Below are 19,919 nucleotides of genomic sequence, written 5' to 3' on the forward strand. Positions count from 1 at the left end.
GGGGACACGAGCGGAGGCCCACCCCCGGCGGGCCTCCGCTCTCCTCAGGCGGTCGCCGTGGCGAAGAGGCCCCTCGCCGTCGCCGACACGTCCGCCGCGGCCCGCAGCAACAGCCCCTCCCCGAAGGTGATCCGGGTGGCACCCAGGCGACCGAGCTCCGCGAAGGGCGGGCCGTCGGGGGTGGCGAGCGCGTTGACGGGCAGGTCGCCGAGCGCGGTGCGCAGGGCCGGGAGGTCGGCGGGCGCGGCCGCGATCGGGTAGACGCAGTCCGCGCCCGCCTCCGCGTAGCGCAGGGACCGGGTGACCGCCTCCGCCAGCGGGTCCGGCGAGGCCCTGATGTACGTGTCCACGCGCGCGTTGACGAAGAGTCCGGGCCCCGCCGCCGCCCGTACCGCCGCGAGGTACTCCGCGAACTCCTCCGGATCCCTGAGCCCGTTCCGCCGGTCGCTGTCCTCCAGATTGACGCCGACCGCGCCCGACTCCCGTACGCGCTCCACGAACTCGGCCGGAGGCAGGCCGTAGCCGCCCTCCAGGTCCGCCGTGACGGGGACGGAGACGGAGCGGACGATCCGGCCGACCGCCGCGAACATCTCGTCGGCCGGCGTGGCCCCGTCGGCGTACCCGAGGGAGGCGGCGATCGCGGCGCTCGGCGTCGCCAGCGCCGGGAAGCCGGCCTCCTCGAACGCGCGGGCGCTCATCGCGTCCCACGGCCCCGGCAGGACGAGCGGGGCGTCGGCGGCGGGCCGGTCGCGGTGGAGGGCCCGCAGCCGGGCGGCGGCGGTCACGCGGACTTCGGGGTGTAGTGGCCGGGGACCATGCGGGTCGTCACGGCGATGCGGTTCCAGGCGTTGATGGTGACGATCGCGGCGATGACCCGGGCGAGCTCGGTCTCGTCGAAGTGCTCGGCGGCCTTCGCGTACACCTCGTCGGGGACGAAGCCGTCGGTGAGGACGGTGACGGCCTCGGTCAGCGCGACCGCGGCGATCTCCCGCTCGGTGTAGAAGTGCCGGGACTCCTCCCAGGCGCCGAGCTGCACGATCCGCTGGACGGTCTCGCCGTCGGCGAGCGCGTCCTTCGTGTGCATGTCGAGGCAGAAGGCGCAGTGGTTGAGCTGCGAGGCCCGGATCTTGATCAGGTGGTAGAGGGTCGGGTCGACGTCCTTCGCGGCGGCGGCCTCCAGACGGAGCATGGCGCGGTAGAAGTCGGGGACGCGCTCGGCCATGGGGAGGCGGGGGCTGTGCTCGTGGGCGTACGCGGTGGGTGCGGCGGTCTTCTCCGTGATCGTCATGTCCCTACCGTACGAGCGCGATGGCGCAGGGGTATGGTCCATTTTCATGGCGAACGACTGGGCCACTTTCGGTTCCGACCTGCACCTGGAGCTGCGCGGGACGCGACTGCGCGCGGGCCTCGTGGACGCCCTGCGGGAGGCCGTGCGCGGCGGGCGGCTCGGGCCCGGCAGCCGGCTGCCGTCCTCCCGGTCGCTCGCCGCCGACCTCGGCATGGCCCGCAACACCGTCGCCGACGCCTACGCCGAGCTGGTCGCCGAGGGCTGGCTGACCGCCCGGCAGGGCTCGGGCACGCGGGTCGCCGAGCGCCGCCCCGCGCCGCCGGCCGCCCGCCCGGCCCGGCCGCCCCGGCCGCCGGGCCCCCGCCCCGCACACGACCTCACGCCGGGCACCCCCGACCTCGCCTCCTTCCCGCGCGCCGAGTGGCTCAAGGCGTACCGCAAGGCGCTCGCCGCCGCCCCGAACGAGTCCTTCGGGTACGGCGACCCGCGCGGCCGACCCGAACTGCGCACCGCCCTCGCCGAGTACCTCGCCCGCGCGCGGGGCGTGCACGCCCGGCCCGAACGCATCGTGGTCTGCTCGGGCTTCGTCCACGGCCTGCGGCTGATGGGGGAGGTGCTGCGGAGCCGGGGCGTCCGGGACGTGGCGGTCGAGTCGTACGGCCTCGACGTCCACGCGGACCTCCTGGCCCGCGCCGGGCTCGGCATCCCCGCCCTGCCCTTCGACGCACGCGGCACGCGCGTCGAGGAACTGACCACGGAGCCCGGCGCGTACGGGAAGGTCGGCGCCGTCCTGATGACGGCGGCGCACCAGTTCCCGCTGGGCGGCGCGCTGCCCCCGGACCGGCGGGCCGCCGTCGTCGACTGGGCGCGCGGGGCGGGCGGGTTCGTCCTGGAGGACGACTACGACGGCGAGTTCCGCTACGACCGGCAGCGGGTGGGCGCGCTCCAGGGCCTCGACCCCGACCGGGTCGTCTACCTCGGCACCGCCAGCAAGTCCCTGGCACCCGCGCTGCGCCTCGGATGGGCGGTGGTGCCGGAGGAGCTCGTGGGCGAGGTGGTGGCGGCGAAGGAGGCGCCGAGCGCCCTGGACCAGCTGGCGTTCGCGCGGTTCCTGGAATCGGGGGCGTACGACCGGCACGTACGGGCCATGCGGCTGCGCTACCGGCGGCGCCGCGACCAGCTGGTGGCGGCGGTGGCCGCGCACTCGCCCCGCACCCGGGTCAGCGGCATCGCGGCCGGCCTCCACGCCGTCCTCACCCTCCCGCCCGGCACCGAACAGGACGTCCTGCGCGCGGCGGCCTGGCACGGCCTCGCCGTCCAGGGCCTCGACCGCTTCCGCCGCCCCACGACCCCGTCGACCCTGGACGGCCTGGTCGTCGGCTACGGCACCCCGCCGGACAGCGCCTGGCAGAGCGCGCTGACGACCTTGTGCCGGGTGCTGCCGTGACCGCTATCCCGACTGCGGCCTCGGGCCCGCGCCCGTCACTCGCGGGGTCTCGTCCTCCGGCCGGGTCTCCGGGGGCTCTCCGAAGCGGGCCAGGGTCAGGGAGCCCGCCACCGCCACCGCGAACCCGGTGACGGCGAGCCAGCCGAGGCCCTCGCGGGTGCGGTCGCCGAGCCACACCACGCCGATCAGCGCGGGGCCGATCGTCTCGCCGAGCACCATGCCCGCCGTGGCCGTCGTCACCGAGCCGCGCTGGAGCGCGGAGGTCAGCAGGGCGAAGGCCGCGCCGCCACCGAGCGCGAGCGCGTACCAGACCGGGTCGGCCGGGTCGAAGCCGTCGATCAGCCGGACCGCCACCTCCACCACCCCGAAGCCGAAGCCCGCCCCGAGGCCCAGGACCAGCGCGCGCGGCTTCTCCGGCAGGCGGCCCGCGGCCACGCCGACCAGCAGCACCCCGCCGGCGGCCCCGAGCAGCGCCCACCGCAGCCACTCGGGGCCCGGATCCGTCCCCTCCTCGCCCGAGGCGAGCGCCAGCATCGCCAGCCCCGCGCAGACCACCGCCACCGCCCACCACTCCACCCGGCTCAGCCGCACCCGCAGCAGCCGGGAGGCGACGACCGCCGTCACGGCCAGGCTCGCGGCGAGCGCCGCGCCCACCACGTAGATGGGCAGCGTCCGCAATGCCACGACCTGGAGGCCGAACCCGAGGACGTCCAGGCCGAGACCGGCGAGATACCGCCACTGCCGCAGCGCCCGCCACAACAGGGCGACGTCGACGCCGCCACCCGTCCCGGGCTCGGCCGCACGCGCGGCCACCGCCTGGAGAACCGAGGCCACGCCGAAGCAGACGGCCGAACCGAGAGCGCAAACCATCCCCAAGAGCACGAAACGACTCTAGGGCGTGGGGCCGAAAACCACCGGCCTACACTGTGCGGTCGCGACGGTCGTGGCCACGACGGACACGCCCGCGAAGGGGAGGGACGAAGATGCGCAGACTGAGGTCGAGCACGGTCGTGCTCGGCGGCATGGGCGTGCTCGCCGCGACGATCACGTCGTGCGGCTCCGAGCCGGACCGGCGGTGCGTGGACACCACGACCCGTGAGCTGCTGCCCAGCTACGAGTGCGACGGCGGCTCCAGCGGCTCCAGCGGCTCCACCTACCGGGGGGCGTACTACTACGGCGGCTCCGTCGAGAAGCAGGTGCCGCTCGGTCGCAACGCCGTGACGGACGTGGCCACCGGCGGCAGCTTCGACAAGCAGGCCGTCGACACCGGCGGCTTCGGCTGTTCGAGCTCCGGCTCCGGCGGCGGCTGAGCGGACGGGCACAGGCAGCGCACCATGGAACGCCACACGATCGAACCCCGCCCCGGCTGGCAGGAGACCGTCGAGGAGCAGGGGCTCGTCTACCCCCTGACCCGCTACCCGGACGGTTCGCTGCGCCCCTACTGGGACGAGTCCGCGTACTACTCCTTCTCGCTCCCCGAGGTCGAGGCGCTGGAGGAGGTCGTCGAGGAGCTGCACGCGCTGTGCCTCGCCGCCGCCGCGCACATCGTCGAGGAGAACCGGTTCGCCGACCTCGGCATCACCGACGCCCGGATCGTCTCCCGCGTCTCCGAGTCCTGGCACCGCCGCGCCGAACTCCCCTCCCTCTACGGCCGCTTCGACCTGCGCTACGACGGCACGGGCCCGGCCAAGATGCTGGAGTACAACGCCGACACGCCGACCTCCCTCGTGGAGGCCGCGAGCCCGCAGTGGTTCTGGATGGAGGAACGGTTCCCCGGCGCCGACCAGTGGAACTCCCTCCACGAGCGGCTCGTCGACGCCTGGAGGCGCCAGGCGCACCTGCTGCCGCCCGGCCCGGTCCACTTCGCCCACTCGGACGCCGACGAGCTCGGCGAGGACCTGATGACGGTCGCGTACCTGCGCGAGACCGCCCAGCAGGCAGGGCTCGACACGGAGGCGCTGTCCGTCGAGCGCATCGGCTGGGACCGGCTCTCGGGCCGGTTCGTCGACGACCGGCTCCGCTTCATCCGCAGCTGCTTCAAGCTCTACCCGTGGGAGTGGCTGGTCACCGACCGCTTCGGCCCGCACGTCCTCGACACCCTCGACAACGGCGGCGGCACCGGCACCACCTGCTGGATCGAGCCCGCCTGGAAGATGCTCCTCTCCAACAAGGCGCTCCTCGCGATCCTGTGGGAGCTCAACCCGGGTCATCCGAACCTGCTCCCCGCCTACCTCGACGGCCCGCGCGAGCTCGCCTCGACGACGGGCTGGGTCGCCAAGCCGCTGCTCGGCCGCGAGGGCGCGGGCGTCACGCTGCACGAGGCCGGCACGGAGCCGTTCGTCCGCGACGGGGAGGCCTGCTGCTACCAGGAGCTGGCCCCGCTGCCCGACTTCGACGGCAACCGGGTGGTGCTCGGCGCGTGGGTCGTCGAGGACGAGGCGGCGGGGCTCGGCATCCGGGAGTCGGCGGGGCCCGTCACCGACGAGTACGCCCGCTTCCTCCCGCACGTGATTCTCTGAGGACCGCCTACTCGGCGACGTACTCCCGCAGCGGCGCGGGCTTCAGCCCGGCCGCCTCGGCGAGGTCCAGGGCCCGCTCCAGGTCCTGCGCCACCGTCTCGTTGAAGTGCAGCAGGATGATGTCGCCGGGCTTCAGGGCGGGCGCCGGCGGGGTCCAGGACCCCCACGTGGTCAGGTCGTACGTCCACGTGACCAGCGCCTTCGCCCCGCACTGCCGCGCGGTGGTCCGGGTCGTCCCGTCGTACGTGCCGTACGGCGGCCGGAGCAGCCGGGGCCCGTCGCCGAACCGCGCGAGGTGCTGGTCGCGCGCCCCGCACACCTCCGCCTTCTGCCCGGCCGCGTCGAGCGCGGTCAGGTCCGGGTGGCTGACGGTGTGGTTCTCGACGCGCGAGCGGCCCTGGTCGAGCAGCGTGTGGAAGTAGCCGGAGTCGTACGAGTACGCGCCCGGGAGCAGGAACAGCGAGGCGGGCACCCGGCGGTCGAGCAGCAGCCGCGCCGCCTCCGGGTCGTGGTTCCAGCCGTCGTCGATGGTGATGAAGACGACCGGGTCGGCGGTCTCGACGTGGGAGACCACCGGGACGGGCTCGGGCCAGGCCGCCGCGGGGGCGGAGTGGGCGGGCCCCGCGAACGCGCCGAGCAGCGCGAGCGGGACGAGGGCGGCGAGCGCGGCGCGCAGGGCGGGCCGCAGACGGAGTCTCGACATGGCGAGCATCATTGGCCTAGACCAACTGCCGTGTCAATGGACCCAGTTGGTTCCCCGCCAGGGGCCGGCCGGCCCCTCGCCGGGGAACCGGCCGCCCCTCGCCGGGGAGCCGGTCGGCCCCTCGCCACCCCCTCCCGACGGAACCCGCTACTCCGCCAGAACCCCCCTCAACTGCTCCAACCCCCAGTCCAGGTCCTCCTTGCCGATCACCAGCGGCGGCGCGATCCGGATCGTCGACCCGTGCGTGTCCTTCACCAGCACACCCCGCTCCATCAGCCGCTCCGAGATCTCCCGGCCCGTCCCGCGCGAGGGCGCGATGTCCACCCCCGCCCACAGGCCGCGCCCGCGCACCGCCTCCACCGCCCCGCCGCCGACGAGCAGCCGCAGCTCCGCGTGCAGGTGCTCGCCGAGCTCCGCCGCCCGCTCCTGGTACTCGCCGGTACGCAGCATCGCGATGACCTCCAGGGCGACCGCGCAGGCCAGCGGGTTCCCGCCGAAGGTCGAACCGTGCTCGCCCGGCCGGAACACCCCGAGCACCTCACGGTCGGCGACCACCGCCGACACCGGCACGACACCGCCGCCCAGCGCCTTCCCCAGGATGTACACGTCCGGCACCACGCCCTCGTGCTCGCACGCGAACGTCCTCCCCGTCCGGCCCAGACCCGACTGGATCTCGTCCGCCATGAACAGGACGTTCCGCCGCCGCGTCAGCTCCCGGACCCCGGCCAGGTATCCGGGCGGCGGGACCAGCACCCCCGCCTCGCCCTGGATCGGTTCGAGCAGCACCGCCACCGTGTTCTCGGTCACCGCCGCGTCGAGCGCCGTGAGGTCCCCGTACGGGACGATCTCGAACCCCGGCGTGTACGGACCGAAGTGGTCCCGCGCCTCGTGGTCCGTCGAGAAGCTGACGATCGTCGTCGTCCGGCCGTGGAAGTTGTTCGCCGCCACCACGATCTTCGCGTGCCCGTCCGGCACGCCCTTCACCTCGTACCCCCACTTGCGGGCGGTCTTCACGGCCGTCTCGACCGCCTCCGCCCCCGTGTTCATCGGCAGCACCGCCTCCTTCCCGCACAACGCGGCGAGCTGCGTGCAGAACTCGGCGAAGCGCTCGTGGTGGAAGGCGCGCGAGGTCAGCGTCACCCGCTCCAGCTGCGCCTTCGCCGCCTCGATCAGCCGCCGGTTGCCGTGGCCGAAGTTGAGCGCCGAGTACCCGGCGAGCATGTCCAGATAGCGGCGCCCCTCGACGTCGGTCATCCAGGCGCCGTCCGCCGAGGCGACGACGACCGGAAGGGGGTGGTAGTTGTGCGCGCTGTGCGCGTCCGCGGCAGCGATCGCGTCTTCAGTCCTCGACACGGGATCTCCGTTCGTCCTGCGGCTCGGGGGGTGCGTGTGGCCCCCTTCTTATCGTCGCTCGCATGCCGGACCGGGAAACCTCCCCGACGGCGCGCCCGCTACTGTGGAAACACGCACGGCGACTGGCGTACGGGGAAGCGACCCCGGGGAAGCCGTGCGCGCTCCACCACACGAGGTGCCGCCCGCCTGGGCATCACGGGCCCCGACACCTTCGGTCCCGTGCGCACCTCAGCTCCGGGACCGGATCCGTACCGCATCCGCCGAACGCCCGGAGGACGACACCGTGACCACCCCGCAGCAGCACCCCGCGCTCGCCGCCGCCGACCCCGAGATCGCCGCCCTCGTCGGCGCCGAGGAGCGGCTCCAGGGCGAGACCCTCCGCCTCATCCCCAGCGAGAACTACGTCTCCGCCGCCGTCCTCGAAGCCTCCGGGACCGTCCTCCAGAACAAGTACAGCGAGGGCTACCCCGGCCGCCGCTACTACGAGGGCCAGCAGAACATCGACCAGGTCGAGACCCTCGCGATCGAGCGCGCCAAGGCCCTCTTCGGCGTCGACCACGCCAACGTCCAGCCCTACTCCGGCTCCCCGGCCAACCTCGCCGTCTACCTCGCCTTCGCCGAGCCCGGCGACACCGTCATGGGCATGTCCCTGCCGATGGGCGGCCACCTCACCCACGGCTGGGGCGTCTCCGCGACCGGCAGGTGGTTCCGCGGCGTCCAGTACGGCGTGCGCCACGACACCGGGCTCGTCGACTTCGACGAGGTCCGCGAGCTCGCCCTCAAGGAGCGCCCGAAGGTGATCTTCTGCGGCGGCACCGCCCTGCCCCGCACGATCGACTTCGCCGCCTTCGGCGAGATCGCCCGCGAGGCCGGCGCCGTGCTCGTCGCCGACATCGCCCACATCGCCGGCCTGATCGCCGGCGGCGCCCACCCCTCCCCGGCCGGGCACGTGGACGTGATCTCCACGACCACCCACAAGACCCTGCGCGGCCCGCGCGGCGCCATGCTCATGTCCACCGAGGAGCACGCCAAGGCCCTCGACAAGGCCGTCTTCCCCGGCCTCCAGGGCGGCCCGCACAACCAGACCACCGCCGCCATCGCCGTCGCCCTGCGCGAGGCGGCCCAGCCGTCCTTCCGCGACTACGCGCACGACGTCGTCGCCAACGCCAAGGCCCTCGCCGAGGCGCTCCTCGCCCGCGGCTTCGACCTGGTCTCCGGCGGCACCGACAACCACCTGATCCTCATGGACCTCACGCCCAAGCAGGTCCCGGGCAAGACCGCCGCGAAGGCCCTCGACCGGGCCGGGATCGTCGTCAACTACAACACCGTCCCCTACGACCCCCGGAAGCCCTTCGACCCCTCCGGCATCCGCATCGGCACGCCGTCGCTCACCTCGCGCGGACTCGGCACGGAGCACATGGCCCTGGTCGCGGAGTGGATCGACCGCGGTGTCGCGGCGGCCGGCACCGGCGACGAGGCCGCGCTCGACACGGTCCGCGCGGAGGTCGCGGAGCTGATGGCCGCGTACCCGGCGCCGGGCCTGCCGCTCTGACCCTCACGGAGCGCGCACCAGCGATACGGAAGCCCCGGGTCCGCGCCGCCCGGGGCTTTCCCGTCCGTCGCACCTGAGACAATGATGTGCATGGCCTCTGAGAATCCCCGCGTGCTCTCCGGAATCCAGCCCACCGCAGGCTCGTTCCACCTCGGCAACTACCTCGGTGCCGTCCGCCAGTGGGTGGACCTCCAGGAGACCCACGACGCCTTCTACATGGTCGTCGACCTGCACGCCATCACGGTCCCGCAGGACCCGGCGGAGCTCCGCGCCAACACCCGGCTCGCCGCCGCCCAGCTGCTCGCCGCCGGCCTCGACCCGGAGCGCTGCACGCTCTTCGTCCAGAGCCACGTCCCCGAGCACACGCAGCTCGGCTGGGTCATGAACTGCCTCACCGGCTTCGGCGAGGCCTCCCGCATGACCCAGTTCAAGGACAAGTCCGCCAAGCAGGGCTCCGACCGCGCCACCGTCGGCCTCTTCACGTACCCGATCCTCCAGGTCGCGGACATCCTGCTCTACCAGGCGAACCAGGTCCCGGTCGGCGAGGACCAGCGCCAGCACATCGAGCTCACCCGCGACCTCGCGGAGCGCTTCAACGGCCGCTTCGGCGACACGTTCACGCTCCCCGCGCCGTACATCCTCAAGGAGACGGCGAAGATCTACGACCTCCAGGACCCGACGAGCAAGATGAGCAAGTCGGCGCCCTCGCCGAAGGGCCTCGTCAACCTCCTCGACGACCCGAAGGCCACCGCCAAGAAGGTCAAGAGCGCCGTCACCGACACCGACACGGTGATCCGCTTCGACCCGGAGAACAAGGCCGGCGTCTCCAACCTGCTCACCATCATGTCCACGCTCACCTCCACCTCCGTCGCGGACCTGGAGAAGAGCTACGAGGGCAAGATGTACGGCGCCCTGAAGACCGACCTCGCCGAGGTCGTCGTGGACTTCGTCACGCCGTTCCGGGCCCGCACCCAGGAATACCTGGACGACACGGAGACGCTGGACTCGATCCTGGCCAAGGGCGCGGAGAAGGCGCGCGCGGTCGCGGCGGAGACGCTGGCGCAGACCTACGAGCGGATCGGTTTCCTGCCCGCGAAGCACTGAGGCGCGGGGCACGGTCCTAGGACCCTGGCCACGAGGGCGGTGCAGGACGCACACTGGCGACTGCACCACCCGCACACCACTCGACGGACGACGGAGGAGAACGACGTGGGGACCGTAACGCTCGGCGTTTCGATCGCGGTCCCGGAGCCCTACGGCAGCCTGCTCCAGGAGCGGCGCGCGGGCTTCGGGGATCCCGCCGCGCACGGCATCCCGACCCACGTCACCCTCGTACCGCCGACCGAGGTCGACGAGGAGCGGCTCCCCGAGATCGAGGCGCACCTCGCCGGGGTCGCCGCCGACCACGAGCCGTTCCCCGTGAGGCTCAAGGGCACGGGCACCTTCCGCCCGCTCTCCCCGGTCGTCTTCGTGAAGCTCGACGAGGGCGTCCCGTCCTGCAACCGGCTCCAGCAGGAGATCCGCGACGAGACGGGACCGCTCGCCCGCGAGCTCCAGTTCCCGTACCACCCGCACGTCACCATCGCCCACGCCATCTCCGAGGAGGGCATGGACCGGGCGTACGAGGAGCTCGCCGGCTACGAGGCGGCCTGGACCTGCGGCTCCTTCGCGCTGTACGAGCAGGGGCCCGACGGCGTGTGGCGGAAGCTGTACGACTACGAGTTCGGCAGCGGCCGCCCGATCTCCGCGGTCCCCACGCAGGGCGGGACCCCGGTCACCACGCGGCCCGGCTGCTGACGGTCACACCGGCAGCAGCCGGAACAGCGGCCTCGGCACGTGCCGCACCGCCGTCATCACCACCCGCAGCGCCCCCGGCACCCACACCGTCTCCGAGCGCCGCCGCAGCCCCAGCTCGATCGCCGTCGCGACCGCCTCCGGCGTCGTCGACAGCCGGGCGTCCGTCAGCCCCGCACCGGCCCGCCGGGAGCCCCGTCGGCGGGCGTCCCTCTGGTGCGCGTCCGCGAGCCGCGCGTCCAGCCGCCGTCCGTCCGTCCGGCGCGAGCGCACGACCCCGGGGCGTACGACCATGACACGCGCCCCCGTGCCGTGCAGGGCGTCCCCGAGCCCCTGCGCGAAGACGTCGAGCCCGGCCTTCGACGAGCCGTAGATGAAGTCCGCGCGCCGGGCCCGCTCGCCCGCCACCGAGGACAGCACCACCAGCGAACCGTGCCCCTGCGCCTGGAGCGCGCCCGCGCACACGAGACCGGCCGAGACCGCGCCCGTGTAGTTGGTCTGCGCGACCCGCACGGCGGCCACGGGGTCGGACTCGTCGCGCGCCTGGTCGCCGAGGAGCCCGAAGGCGAGCAGCACCATGTCGACGGGCCCCTCGGCGAAGATCTTGCCGAGCCGCTCCTCGTGGGTGTCGGTGTCGAGCGCGTCGAAGGGGACGGTGTGGACCTCGGCGCCGAGCACGCGCAGTGACTCCGCGGCGGCGGCGAGCGCGGGGGAGGGGCGCCCGGCCAGCCAGACCGTGCGGCAGCGGCGGGCGATCAGTCGGCGGGCGGTGGCGAGCCCGATCTCGGAGGTGCCGCCGAGGACGAGCAGGGACCGGGGAGTGGCGTCCGTCATCGTGTGGGTGACCGTCATGGAGGTGACCGTATCGCCGCATCTGTCGTATATGCCGCATTGCGTGCCGGTTCGTTGGTACGGCCGTACGGGATGTCGCTCACCGCCCCGGGGCCGTCGCCGGGAGACCCTCGTACGAGCCCACCCGCCCACCCGCGACCGAGGAGTACGCGCACGACATGGACTGGCTGACGAAGCTCCCCGTCATCGGCCCGCTGGTCACCCGCCTCATGCGGACCCACGCCTGGCGCTCGTACGAGACCCTCGACGCGGTCCACTGGAGCCGGCTCGCCGCCGCGATCACCTTCCTCTCCTTCCTCGCCCTCTTCCCGCTCATCACCGTCGCCGCGGCGATCGGCGCCGCGCTCCTCACCACCGAGCAGCTCGACAAGATCGAGAACAAGATCGCCGACCAGGTCCCCGGCATCTCCGACCAGCTCGACATCGACGGACTCGTCGCCAACGCCGGCACCGTCGGACTCATCGCCGGCGTCCTCCTCCTCGTCACCGGCATCGGCTGGATCGGCTCCATGCGGGACTGCCTGCGCGCGGTCTGGGGCCTCGACGACACCGACGAGGGCAACCCCTTCGCCCGCAAGGGCAAGGACACGCTCGTCCTCCTCGGCCTCGGCGGCGTCGCCCTCGCCTCGCTCGCCGCGTCCTGGCTCGGCTCCACCGCCGTCGGCTGGACCGCCGACCGCCTCGGCATCTCCGGCGACGGGACGGCCGGCCACTACCTCCTCGAAGCGGCCGCCGTCCTCGTCGCCGTCCTCGCCGACTTCCTCATGCTGGCCTACCTGCTGACGCTCCTCCCGGGCGTCACCCCGCCGCGCCGCCGGCTCGTCGTGGCGGCGCTCATCGGCGCGGTCGGCTTCGAACTCCTGAAACTGCTGCTCGGCGGCTACATGAAGGGGGTCGCGTCGAAGTCGATGTACGGGGCGTTCGGCACCCCGGTCGCCCTCCTCCTGTGGATCAACTTCACCGCGAAACTGCTGCTGTTCTGCGCGGCCTGGACGGCTACGGGTTCACGTCCCGAGGAGCGGCCTCCGACGGACGACGACGCCCCGCGGCCCCGCCCAGCGGCCACCGCCGATTGACCAGGAACACGGCACCGGCGAGCAGCACCAGCACCCCGCCCGCCACGCCCAGCGCGATCCCGACCCCGCCGGAGCGCTCCTCGGCGGCGACCGGAGCGGGCGAGGTGCCCGGCGCCTCCTTGCCCGGCGCGGGCGCGGACCCGCCGTCCGCGGTCCCCGTCCCCGCGCCCGTCCCCGTACGGGCCGTCGTCGGCGGCACGAGCTCACCGACCGGGGTCACCTTCCCGGCCGCCGCGAAACCCCAGTCGAGCAGCCGGGTCGTCTCCTTGTAGACGGCGTGCTGCTCCTTCGACGACGGGTTCATGACCGTCACGAGCAGCACCTTCCCGTTGCGCTCGGCGACCCCCGTGAACGTCGACCCGGCGTGCGTGGTGTTGCCGTTCTTCACCCCGGCGATGCCCTGGTACGGGGCGACGCCGAGGTCGCCGGTCAGGAGCCGGTTGGTGTTCTGGATCTCGAAGGTCTCGCGCTTCTTGCCCGGCTTCTGCTCGCCGGGGAAGGCGGCGCGGGCCGTGGCGGCGTACTCCCGGAACTCCGGCTTCTGCATGCCGTTGCGGGCGATGAGTGTCAGGTCGTACGCGGACGAGACCTGGCCCGGGGCGTCGTAACCGTCCGGCGAGACCACGTGCGTGTCGAGCGCCTGGAGCTCGGCCGCGTGCTCGTTCATGTCCTTCACGGTCTGCGGGACGCCGTTGTTCATCGCCGACAGGACGTGCACGGCGTCGTTGCCCGACCGCAGGAACACGCCGAGCCACAGGTCGTGGACGCTGTAGCTCTGCTTCTCCTTGATGCCCACGAGGCTCGACCCGGCGCCGATCCCGGCCAGGTCCTGCGGGGTCACCAGGTGGTTCTGCGTCCTGCCGAACTTCGGCAGCAGCGTGTCCGCGAAGAGCATCTTCAGCGTCGACGCGGGCGCCAGCCGCCAGTGCGCGTTGTGCGCGGCCAGGACCTGCCCGTTCTCCGCGTCCGCCACGATCCAGGACCGCGCCGACAGCTCCTTCGGCAGCACCGGCGCCCCGGGCCCCAACCGCACCTGCGTCCCGGGCTTCCCGAGCAGCGCACCACCCACGGTCGACATGATCGCGGGCGGCTTGGGCTGCTTCTCCTTCTCGTCCTTCTTCCCGTCCGCGTGCGCGGCGGGCACGGAGACGAGAAGCGGCAGCAGCACCCCAGCGGCGACCGCCCAGGCGGCCCTCTTCGATACAGACACGACCGAGAACGTACCGCCCCGACCTGAGGATCCGAACCCCGCAGGGCGGTTCGCCCACCCCCGTCCACCCGGAAGCGGGGGCCGCGACCCCGACGGAGATACTGGGGCCATGAAGCTCAGCCGCCGCGTCTCCTGGTTCCTGCTCGCCTTCGGGGTGTGGAGCTGGTTCATCTGGATCACTTTCGTCAAGAACCTCTGGAACGACGGGAGCGGCCTGGCCTTCGACGACGCGGGCGACCCGACCCCCTATTTCTGGGTTCACCTGCTGCTCGCCGTCACGTCCTTTGTTCTGGGGACGGCGATCGGGGTGCTCGGGTTCCGTGGAGTGCGCCCCGTGCGGCGCGAGACCGGTCACAGTTCGTAGAAGACAACGAGGGGGGTTCGTTCGTGCTCGTCTATCTGGTGGTCCCGTTGGTGCTCGGGCTGTTCGGGGGCGTCCACTGGTACGTGTGGCGGCGGCTCGTGCGGGATGTCACCGCGCCGGGCGGGGTGGCGCGGAAGGCGGGGACCGCGGCCGCCGTCGCGCTGCCGCTGCTGTCGGTCGCCGCGATGTCCACCGGGTGGCTGGGTGCGCCGTTCTGGGTGGAGCGGGCCGTGGCCTGGCCGGGATACCTGTGGCTTCCCGTGCTGCTCTACCTGGTCCTGGCGCTGCTCGTGGGGGAGGCCGTGCGGCCCCTCCTGAGGAAGGCGCTGGAGCGGCGGGCGGCCCCGGTCGAGGCGCCCGTGGCCGCCCCGGTGGCCGTGCCCGTGGCCGTACCGGCGGCGCCTGTGGCGGACGGGTCCGAGGGCGCGGACGTCCCGCCCGATTCTCCTTCCGAGGGCGCCGGGGGCGCCGGGGGCGCCGGGGGCGCCGGGGGCGCCGGGGGCGCCGGGGGCGCCGGGGGCGTCTCCCGGCGGCTCTTCGTCTCGCGGGTCGTCGGCGGGTCCGCCGCCGCCGTCGCGCTCGGGACCGTGGGGTACGGGACGTACGGCGTGCTGCGCGGGCCCACGATCAAGCGGGTGACCGTGCCGCTGGCCAAGGTGCCGCGCGCCGCGCACGGGTACCGGATCGCCGTCGTGTCCGACATCCACCTCGGGCCGATCCTCGGGCGCGGGCACAGCCGGCGGATCGTGGACGCCATCAACTCCACGCAGCCCGACCTGATCGCCGTGGTCGGCGACCTCGTGGACGGCAGCGTGGCGGACCTCGGGTCGGCGGCCGAGCCGCTCGCGCAGCTGCGGGCCCGGCACGGTTCCTTCTTCGTGACGGGCAACCACGAGTACTTCTCCGGGGCCGACGCCTGGGTCGACCACGTGCGGGAGCTCGGGCTGCGGCCGCTGCGCAACGAGCGGGTGGAGATCGCGGCCGGTTTCGACCTCGCCGGCGTCGACGACGTCGCGGGGGAGAAGACGGGGCAGGGGCCCGACTTCGTGCGCGCGCTCGGCGACCGTGACCGGTCCCGGGCCTCCGTGCTCCTCGCGCACCAGCCGGTCGTCATCCACGACGCCGTGCGCCACGGTGTGGACCTCCAGCTCTCCGGTCACACCCACGGCGGCCAGCTCTGGCCGGGCAACTACCTCGCCGAGCTCGCCAACCCGACGGTCGCCGGCCTGGAGCGGTACGGGGACACGCAGCTGTACGTCTCGCGGGGCGCGGGTGCCTGGGGACCCCCGGTCCGGGTCGGCGCGCCGTCCGACATCACCATCGTCGAACTCGCCTCGAAACAGGCGTAATCGGAGATTGTCACTCCCCGCGCCGAGGTCGATACGTGCTGCTCATCGGCTTAAATTCTCATATCCCGGACATATACCTGCGGTGTGAAAGTTTTCTCTTCCACTTGTGAAAGCCGTGTGATTGGCTGACGTCAATGCGGCGTTTTCGGGGGGCGTCGTGCCTGGGGTGGTACGAAAAAAGGAAGCACGGCAATGCGGTCGACGGTCCGTCTGCGGATCCTCATCACTTGTGGAGTACTGGTGGCGGCCGGAGTCGGGGGGTGGCAACTCCTGCCCTCCGACGACGCGCGGAAGGACGCGATCAACGTCGGCACGACCGACGAGGTCACGTCGCTGGACCCGGCCGGTGCCTACGACGCCGGCTCCTGGGCGATGTACAGCAACGTCTTCCAGTCCCTGCTGACGTTCAAGCCGGGCTTCACGAACCCCGTGCCGGACGCCGCCGAGAGCTGCGACTTCGTCGGCAGCAAGCTCACCACGTACAAGTGCACGCTCCGTGACGACCTGACGTTCTCCACCGGGCGGAAGATCACGGCCGAGGACGTCAAGTACTCCTTCGACCGGATGCTGCGGATCAAGACGGACGTCGGTCCGCAGCCGCTCTTCCCCACGCTGAAGAGCGTGGTGGCCGAGGGCCGCACCGTCACCTTCCACCTGAGCGACCGTGACGCGACCTTCCCGCTGAAGCTGGCCACGGGTGCCGGGTCGATCGTCGACAAGGACAAGTACCCGGCCAAGCAGCTGCGCGGCGACTCGGCGGTCGACGGCTCCGGGCCGTACGTCCTCAAGGAGTACAAGCCCGGCGAGTCCGCGCTCCTGGAGCCGAACCCGAACTACAAGGGCGCCGTCACCAAGGCCGGCGGTCCGGTCCTCGTGAAGTACTACACCCAGTCCGAGGACCTCGCCGCCGCGTGGAAGTCGGGAGAGGTCCAGGTCACGCACCGGCAGATGCCGCCGACCTTCCTCTCGACGCTGGAGACCGAGGGCGGCACCCGCCTCACCGAGTCGGAGAGCGCGGAGATCCGCAACCTCAACTTCAACGTCCGGTCCGGCTCGCCGATGGCGAAGAAGGCCGTCCGGCAGGCCGTGGCCGCGGTCATCGACCGCCCGGAGATCACCGCCCGCGCCTACAAGGACACGGTCGAGCCGCTGTACTCGCTCATCCCGCAGGGCTTCGTCGGGCACAACACCGCGTTCTACGACGAGAACCCGGGCCCGAGCGCGGCGAAGGCGAAGACGCTCCTGAAGGACGCGGGCGTGCAGTGGCCGGTGGAGTTCACCTTCGGCTTCCGCAAGGACGTGACGTACGCCGCCGAGGCCGCCGAGATCAAGCGGCAGCTGGAGGACAGCGGCCTCTTCAAGGTGAACGTCGTCGAGGCCGACTGGAAGAGCTTCCAGAAGGGCTACGCGCGCGGCGACTACGACGCGTACACCGTCGGCTGGCTCCCCGACTTCCCCGACTCCGACAGCTTCACCGCGCCGCTCGTCGGCACGGCGAACACCCTGCACAACGGGTTCTCCAGCACGAAGATCGACCGGCTGATCACCTCGACGCAGCAGTACAGCGACCGCTCGCGGGCGACCGGCGACTTCAAGGCGATCCAGGCCGAGGTCGCGGACGAGGTCCCGCTCGTGCCGCTCTGGCAGAAGAAGGACTACGTCCTGTCGACGGAGTCGGTCGGCGGCTCGCAGTACCTCTCCGACGGCACAGGCATCTGGCGCCTGTGGGAGCTGAACTGGATCTAGGGCCCGTCCGGGGGCGAGGCGCCCCCGGACGCGTCGCCCAGGGCCTGTCCGGCCATGATCCGCCGGACGGGCCCTAGTCGCGCGGCTTCGGGGTGGCCCGCTTGGGCTTCCCCGAGGCCGCCATTCCGGCCGCCGTCGGCATGAAGTCGGAGAGCAGGTCGTGGGTCTCCTTGACCAGGGGGCGCAGGATCCGGAAGCGGGAGAGCGAGATCGCGCGGGCGGTGACCGGGGCGAGCCGCTCGACGAGCCGCCGGCTGTTCGCCGCGTCCTCCGAGCGGTCGTACACCCAGAACAGCACCAGGCCCATCTGCTGGAGCCAGAGCAGCTGGGGGAGGGCCTCGGCGAGCTCCGGGTCCACCTTGACCGAGGCGCCGGAGATGACCCGCCGGTGGACCTCGATGGCGGCCTCACGGGGCCCCTCGGACTCCGGCGAGAACGGGCTGAGCGGGCTGTCGGGGTCGGCGGCGTTCTTGAAGAACTGGGCCGCGAACTCGTGGTACGGCTCCGCGATGTCGAGCCAGCCGAGGTAGACGCCCTTGATCCGGGCCGTCAGATCCTTCTCGTCACCGGTCAGGAGGGACTCGACGGCCGCCTGGTGCTCCTGGGCGATCCGGTCGTAGAAGCCCTGGACGAGGTGCTCCTTGGACGAGAAGTAGTAGTACGCGTTGCCGACGGAGACCCCGGCCTCCTGGGCGATGGCCCGCATGGTCGTCTTGTCGTAACCGCGCTCCTTGAACAGCCGGAGCGCGGTTTCGAGGATGAGCGTGCGGGTCTGCTCGCTCTTCGGGGCCTTCTTCTCTTCGGCCTTGTTCTCTTCCGTCACGGGGCCGAGCCTAGCCGGGCGGGGCGGGCGCCTCGCAGCGTCCGTCCTCGCAGGCCGGACCCTTGAGGACCTCGCGCCACTTCGCGGCGGCGAGGACCGTGACCCGGGCGAGGGGCCGGCCGGCGGGTGTGGCGAGCCAGTTGGCCCTGGGGCGGTGTTCGGCCAGTGCCCAGAGGCAGACGATCCAGGCGTCGGTCTCCCGGTAGACCTGCCCCCGGTCCCCGACCACGGTGATCTCCCGCAGGGTCGCGGCGTGGTCGAGGGCGGGGAAGCGGCGCCTGGCCTCCTGCGAGCCGGCCGGGACCAGGTCGAGGGGGACGAGCTGGGGCTGGCGCATCAGCCAGTGCCTGAGGTGCACGCAGAGCGGGCACTCGGCGTCGTAGAGCACGGTCAGGTGGGTCACCGGTGTCGCCGGTGTCGCCGGTGTCGCCATGGTGCCGGTCTCTCAGGCCTGGGGCGCGGGCGGGGCCCAGGGGCCGCCCTTGCCGGTGGGGGTCCAGCCCTGCGGGCGGACCGGCGGTGTCTGCTCGCGCTCCATCACGCTGCGGCGGCGGATCTTGTTGAGCACGTAGACGTTGCCCAGGTGCATCACGCCGAGGACGAGCAGGACGACTCCGAGCTTGACGGAGAGGGCCTCGAAGAGCGCGCGGGCGTCGAGGACGGCGGCGTCCTGGCTCAGGTAGAGGGCGACAAAGCCGAAGTTGACGAGGTAGAAGCCGACCACGAGGAGGTGGTTGACGGCGTCCGCGAGCTTCTCGTCGCCGTGCAGCACGTCGGAGAGGAAGATCCTTCCGTTGCGGCTGAGCGTACGGGCGACCCAGACGGTGAGGGCCACGCTGATCAGCAGGTAGACGGTGTACGCGATGACAGTGAGGTCCATGCCCCACGCTCCCTTGAACGCGTTCAAAAGCTGGCAGTCATGACTGTAGGCCTCTTCTTGAACGTGTTCAAGTCCCTGTTCGCGGTCGGTCCGCGGTCGGTCCGCGTCCGGTCCGCGTCCGGTCGTCTTATCCGGTGGCCCGCCCCCACGGGCCGGTCTAGGGTCGACCGGTGACGCTCTCTCATGACCTGGCCGGTCAAGGCCCCTCCACCGTCGTCCTGCTGCACTCCGGCGTCTGTGACCGCCGCATGTGGGACGGGCAGTTCCACGCCCTCGCCGAAGCGGGCCACCGCGTCGTCCGCTGCGACCTCCGCGGCTTCGGCGACACCCCCGTCGACGCCCCGCACACCCACGCCGAGGACGTCCGCGCCCTCCTCGACCACGTCGGCGCCGACCGTGCCGCCGTCGTCGGTTCCTCCTTCGGCGGCGCCGTCGCCCTGGAGCTCGCCGCCCGCCACCCCGGCCGCGTCACCGCGCTCGCCCTGCTCGCCCCAGCCACCCCCTGCATGGTGCCGAGCGAGGAACTCCGCGCCTGGGGCCGCAGGGAGGACGCCCTCCTCGAAGCCGGGGACGTCGACGCCGCCGTCGAGCTCAACGTCGGCACCTGGCTCGGCCCCGACGCCGACGAGGCCGCCCGGGACCTCGTCCGGCGGATGCAGCGCCGTGCCTTCGAGGTCCAGCTCGCCGCCGAGTTCGATGCCGTCGACCCCGAGGTCACCCGCGACGAACTCGCCCGGATCACGGCCCCGGCCCTCGTCGTCGGCGGCGCCCACGACGTGCCCGACTTCCGCGCCGTCGCCGACGACCTCGCGGACCTCCTGCCCGCCGCCCGCCACGTCGACCTCGACTGGGCCGGACACCTCCCCGCCCTGGAACGCCCGGACGAGACCGCCCGCCTCCTCACCGCCTTCCTCGCCGAGCTCTCCCGGGAAGCCGCAGACTAGAGCCCCCCCCGCCCCCCCG

21 protein-coding genes and 1 riboswitch are annotated in these 19,919 nt (G+C 72.7%); of the genes, 11 read left to right on the forward strand and 10 right to left on the reverse strand.

Features of this window, described 5'->3' with window-relative positions; all coding sequences use genetic code 11:
• Positions 1-44: 44 nt before the first annotated feature.
• Complete coding sequence (locus tag AB0G79_RS05530) at positions 45-785, reverse strand: isocitrate lyase/phosphoenolpyruvate mutase family protein (RefSeq protein WP_360800479.1); 741 nt, start codon at positions 783-785, stop codon at positions 45-47.
• Positions 782-1,288, reverse strand: a complete 507-nt coding sequence (locus AB0G79_RS05535; RefSeq protein ID WP_360800482.1) for a carboxymuconolactone decarboxylase family protein — start codon at positions 1,286-1,288, stop codon at positions 782-784. Before AB0G79_RS05535 ends, AB0G79_RS05530 begins: the two co-directional genes overlap by 4 nt.
• Before the next feature lie 46 nt (positions 1,289-1,334).
• Here AB0G79_RS05535 and AB0G79_RS05540 point away from each other — a divergent pair, with 46 nt between their 5' ends.
• Positions 1,335-2,735, forward strand: a complete 1,401-nt coding sequence (locus AB0G79_RS05540; RefSeq protein ID WP_360800485.1) for a PLP-dependent aminotransferase family protein — start codon at positions 1,335-1,337, stop codon at positions 2,733-2,735.
• Positions 2,736-2,738: 3 nt separating this feature from the next.
• Here AB0G79_RS05540 and AB0G79_RS05545 read toward each other — a convergent pair whose 3' ends face one another.
• Positions 2,739-3,605 (reverse strand): hypothetical protein, encoded by an 867-nt coding sequence (locus AB0G79_RS05545; RefSeq protein ID WP_360800488.1) that lies wholly within the window; start codon positions 3,603-3,605, stop codon positions 2,739-2,741.
• 113 nt (positions 3,606-3,718) lie between these two features.
• Between AB0G79_RS05545 and AB0G79_RS05550 the strand changes: the two genes are divergently transcribed.
• On the forward strand, positions 3,719-4,045 hold the full coding sequence (locus AB0G79_RS05550; RefSeq protein ID WP_360800491.1) for a hypothetical protein: 327 nt from the start codon (positions 3,719-3,721) through the stop codon (positions 4,043-4,045).
• Between the two features lie 24 nt (positions 4,046-4,069).
• The gene (locus AB0G79_RS05555; RefSeq protein ID WP_360800493.1) at positions 4,070-5,254 is read left to right on the forward strand and encodes a glutathionylspermidine synthase family protein; all 1,185 of its coding nucleotides are present in this window, start codon (positions 4,070-4,072) and stop codon (positions 5,252-5,254) included.
• 7 nt (positions 5,255-5,261) lie between these two features.
• On the opposite strand, the gene AB0G79_RS05560 is transcribed toward AB0G79_RS05555, so the two are convergent.
• Both AB0G79_RS05560 and rocD read right to left on the reverse strand, forming a co-directional pair.
• A complete protein-coding gene (locus AB0G79_RS05560; RefSeq protein WP_360800496.1) occupies positions 5,262-5,957 on the reverse strand; it encodes a polysaccharide deacetylase family protein in 696 nt (231 codons plus the stop codon).
• Between the two features lie 147 nt (positions 5,958-6,104).
• Positions 6,105-7,310 (reverse strand): ornithine--oxo-acid transaminase, encoded by a 1,206-nt coding sequence (gene rocD / locus AB0G79_RS05565; RefSeq protein WP_360800499.1) that lies wholly within the window; start codon positions 7,308-7,310, stop codon positions 6,105-6,107.
• Positions 7,311-7,418: 108 nt separating this feature from the next.
• A riboswitch (ZMP/ZTP riboswitch) is annotated at positions 7,419-7,509 on the forward strand.
• Between the two features lie 84 nt (positions 7,510-7,593).
• Here rocD and glyA point away from each other — a divergent pair.
• From glyA to AB0G79_RS05580, 3 genes are all read left to right on the forward strand, one after another.
• Positions 7,594-8,862 (forward strand): serine hydroxymethyltransferase, encoded by a 1,269-nt coding sequence (glyA, locus tag AB0G79_RS05570; RefSeq protein WP_360800502.1) that lies wholly within the window; start codon positions 7,594-7,596, stop codon positions 8,860-8,862.
• 90 nt (positions 8,863-8,952) lie between these two features.
• The gene (gene trpS / locus AB0G79_RS05575) at positions 8,953-9,966 is read left to right on the forward strand and encodes a tryptophan--tRNA ligase (RefSeq protein ID WP_360800505.1); all 1,014 of its coding nucleotides are present in this window, start codon (positions 8,953-8,955) and stop codon (positions 9,964-9,966) included.
• A gap of 105 nt (positions 9,967-10,071) precedes the next feature.
• The gene (locus tag AB0G79_RS05580) at positions 10,072-10,659 is read left to right on the forward strand and encodes a 2'-5' RNA ligase family protein (protein WP_360800508.1); all 588 of its coding nucleotides are present in this window, start codon (positions 10,072-10,074) and stop codon (positions 10,657-10,659) included.
• A gap of 3 nt (positions 10,660-10,662) precedes the next feature.
• Here the strand turns inward: AB0G79_RS05580 and AB0G79_RS05585 are convergent, their stop codons facing one another.
• Positions 10,663-11,490 (reverse strand): SDR family NAD(P)-dependent oxidoreductase, encoded by an 828-nt coding sequence (locus AB0G79_RS05585; RefSeq protein ID WP_360800611.1) that lies wholly within the window; start codon positions 11,488-11,490, stop codon positions 10,663-10,665.
• A 176-nt stretch (positions 11,491-11,666) separates the two neighbouring features.
• On the opposite strand from AB0G79_RS05585, the gene AB0G79_RS05590 reads away from it, so the two are divergent.
• Positions 11,667-12,584 (forward strand): YihY/virulence factor BrkB family protein, encoded by a 918-nt coding sequence (locus AB0G79_RS05590; RefSeq protein WP_360800511.1) that lies wholly within the window; start codon positions 11,667-11,669, stop codon positions 12,582-12,584.
• Here the strand turns inward: AB0G79_RS05590 and AB0G79_RS05595 are convergent.
• On the reverse strand, positions 12,505-13,794 hold the full coding sequence (locus tag AB0G79_RS05595; protein WP_360800514.1) for a D-alanyl-D-alanine carboxypeptidase: 1,290 nt from the start codon (positions 13,792-13,794) through the stop codon (positions 12,505-12,507). The two genes, AB0G79_RS05590 and AB0G79_RS05595, sit on opposite strands and share 80 nt — an antisense overlap.
• Before the next feature lie 109 nt (positions 13,795-13,903).
• On the opposite strand from AB0G79_RS05595, the gene AB0G79_RS05600 reads away from it, so the two are divergent.
• The 3 genes from AB0G79_RS05600 to AB0G79_RS05610 all read left to right on the forward strand — a co-directional run bounded on the left by AB0G79_RS05600 (position 13,904) and on the right by AB0G79_RS05610 (position 17,253).
• Positions 13,904-14,158, forward strand: coding sequence for a hypothetical protein (locus tag AB0G79_RS05600; RefSeq protein ID WP_360800517.1), 255 nt, complete (start codon positions 13,904-13,906; stop codon positions 14,156-14,158).
• Between the two features lie 23 nt (positions 14,159-14,181).
• Positions 14,182-15,507 carry a metallophosphoesterase gene (locus tag AB0G79_RS05605; RefSeq protein WP_360800520.1) on the forward strand — a complete coding sequence of 442 codons (1,326 nt, stop codon included), beginning with the start codon at positions 14,182-14,184 and terminating at the stop codon, positions 15,505-15,507.
• 192 nt (positions 15,508-15,699) lie between these two features.
• Positions 15,700-17,253, forward strand: a complete 1,554-nt coding sequence (locus tag AB0G79_RS05610) for an ABC transporter substrate-binding protein (protein ID WP_360800523.1) — start codon at positions 15,700-15,702, stop codon at positions 17,251-17,253.
• A gap of 73 nt (positions 17,254-17,326) precedes the next feature.
• On the opposite strand, the gene AB0G79_RS05615 is transcribed toward AB0G79_RS05610, so the two are convergent.
• Genes AB0G79_RS05615 through AB0G79_RS05625 form a run of 3 tightly spaced genes read right to left on the reverse strand, consistent with a single transcriptional unit; the run spans position 17,327 to position 18,956 of the window.
• Positions 17,327-18,076: a TetR family transcriptional regulator gene (locus AB0G79_RS05615; protein ID WP_360800525.1), complete on the reverse strand. Its 750-nt coding sequence runs from the start codon at positions 18,074-18,076 to the stop codon at positions 17,327-17,329.
• 10 nt (positions 18,077-18,086) lie between these two features.
• The gene (locus tag AB0G79_RS05620) at positions 18,087-18,509 is read right to left on the reverse strand and encodes a DCC1-like thiol-disulfide oxidoreductase family protein (protein ID WP_360800528.1); all 423 of its coding nucleotides are present in this window, start codon (positions 18,507-18,509) and stop codon (positions 18,087-18,089) included.
• Positions 18,510-18,521: 12 nt separating this feature from the next.
• Positions 18,522-18,956 (reverse strand): hypothetical protein, encoded by a 435-nt coding sequence (locus AB0G79_RS05625; RefSeq protein WP_360800531.1) that lies wholly within the window; start codon positions 18,954-18,956, stop codon positions 18,522-18,524.
• Positions 18,957-19,126: 170 nt separating this feature from the next.
• On the opposite strand from AB0G79_RS05625, the gene AB0G79_RS05630 reads away from it, so the two are divergent.
• Positions 19,127-19,900 carry an alpha/beta hydrolase gene (locus tag AB0G79_RS05630; RefSeq protein ID WP_360800534.1) on the forward strand — a complete coding sequence of 258 codons (774 nt, stop codon included), beginning with the start codon at positions 19,127-19,129 and terminating at the stop codon, positions 19,898-19,900.
• Positions 19,901-19,919: the final 19 nt, after the last annotated feature.

It is taken from the genome of Streptomyces sp. NPDC020807 (assembly GCF_040641575.1).
GTDB lineage: Bacteria > Actinomycetota > Actinomycetes > Streptomycetales > Streptomycetaceae > Streptomyces.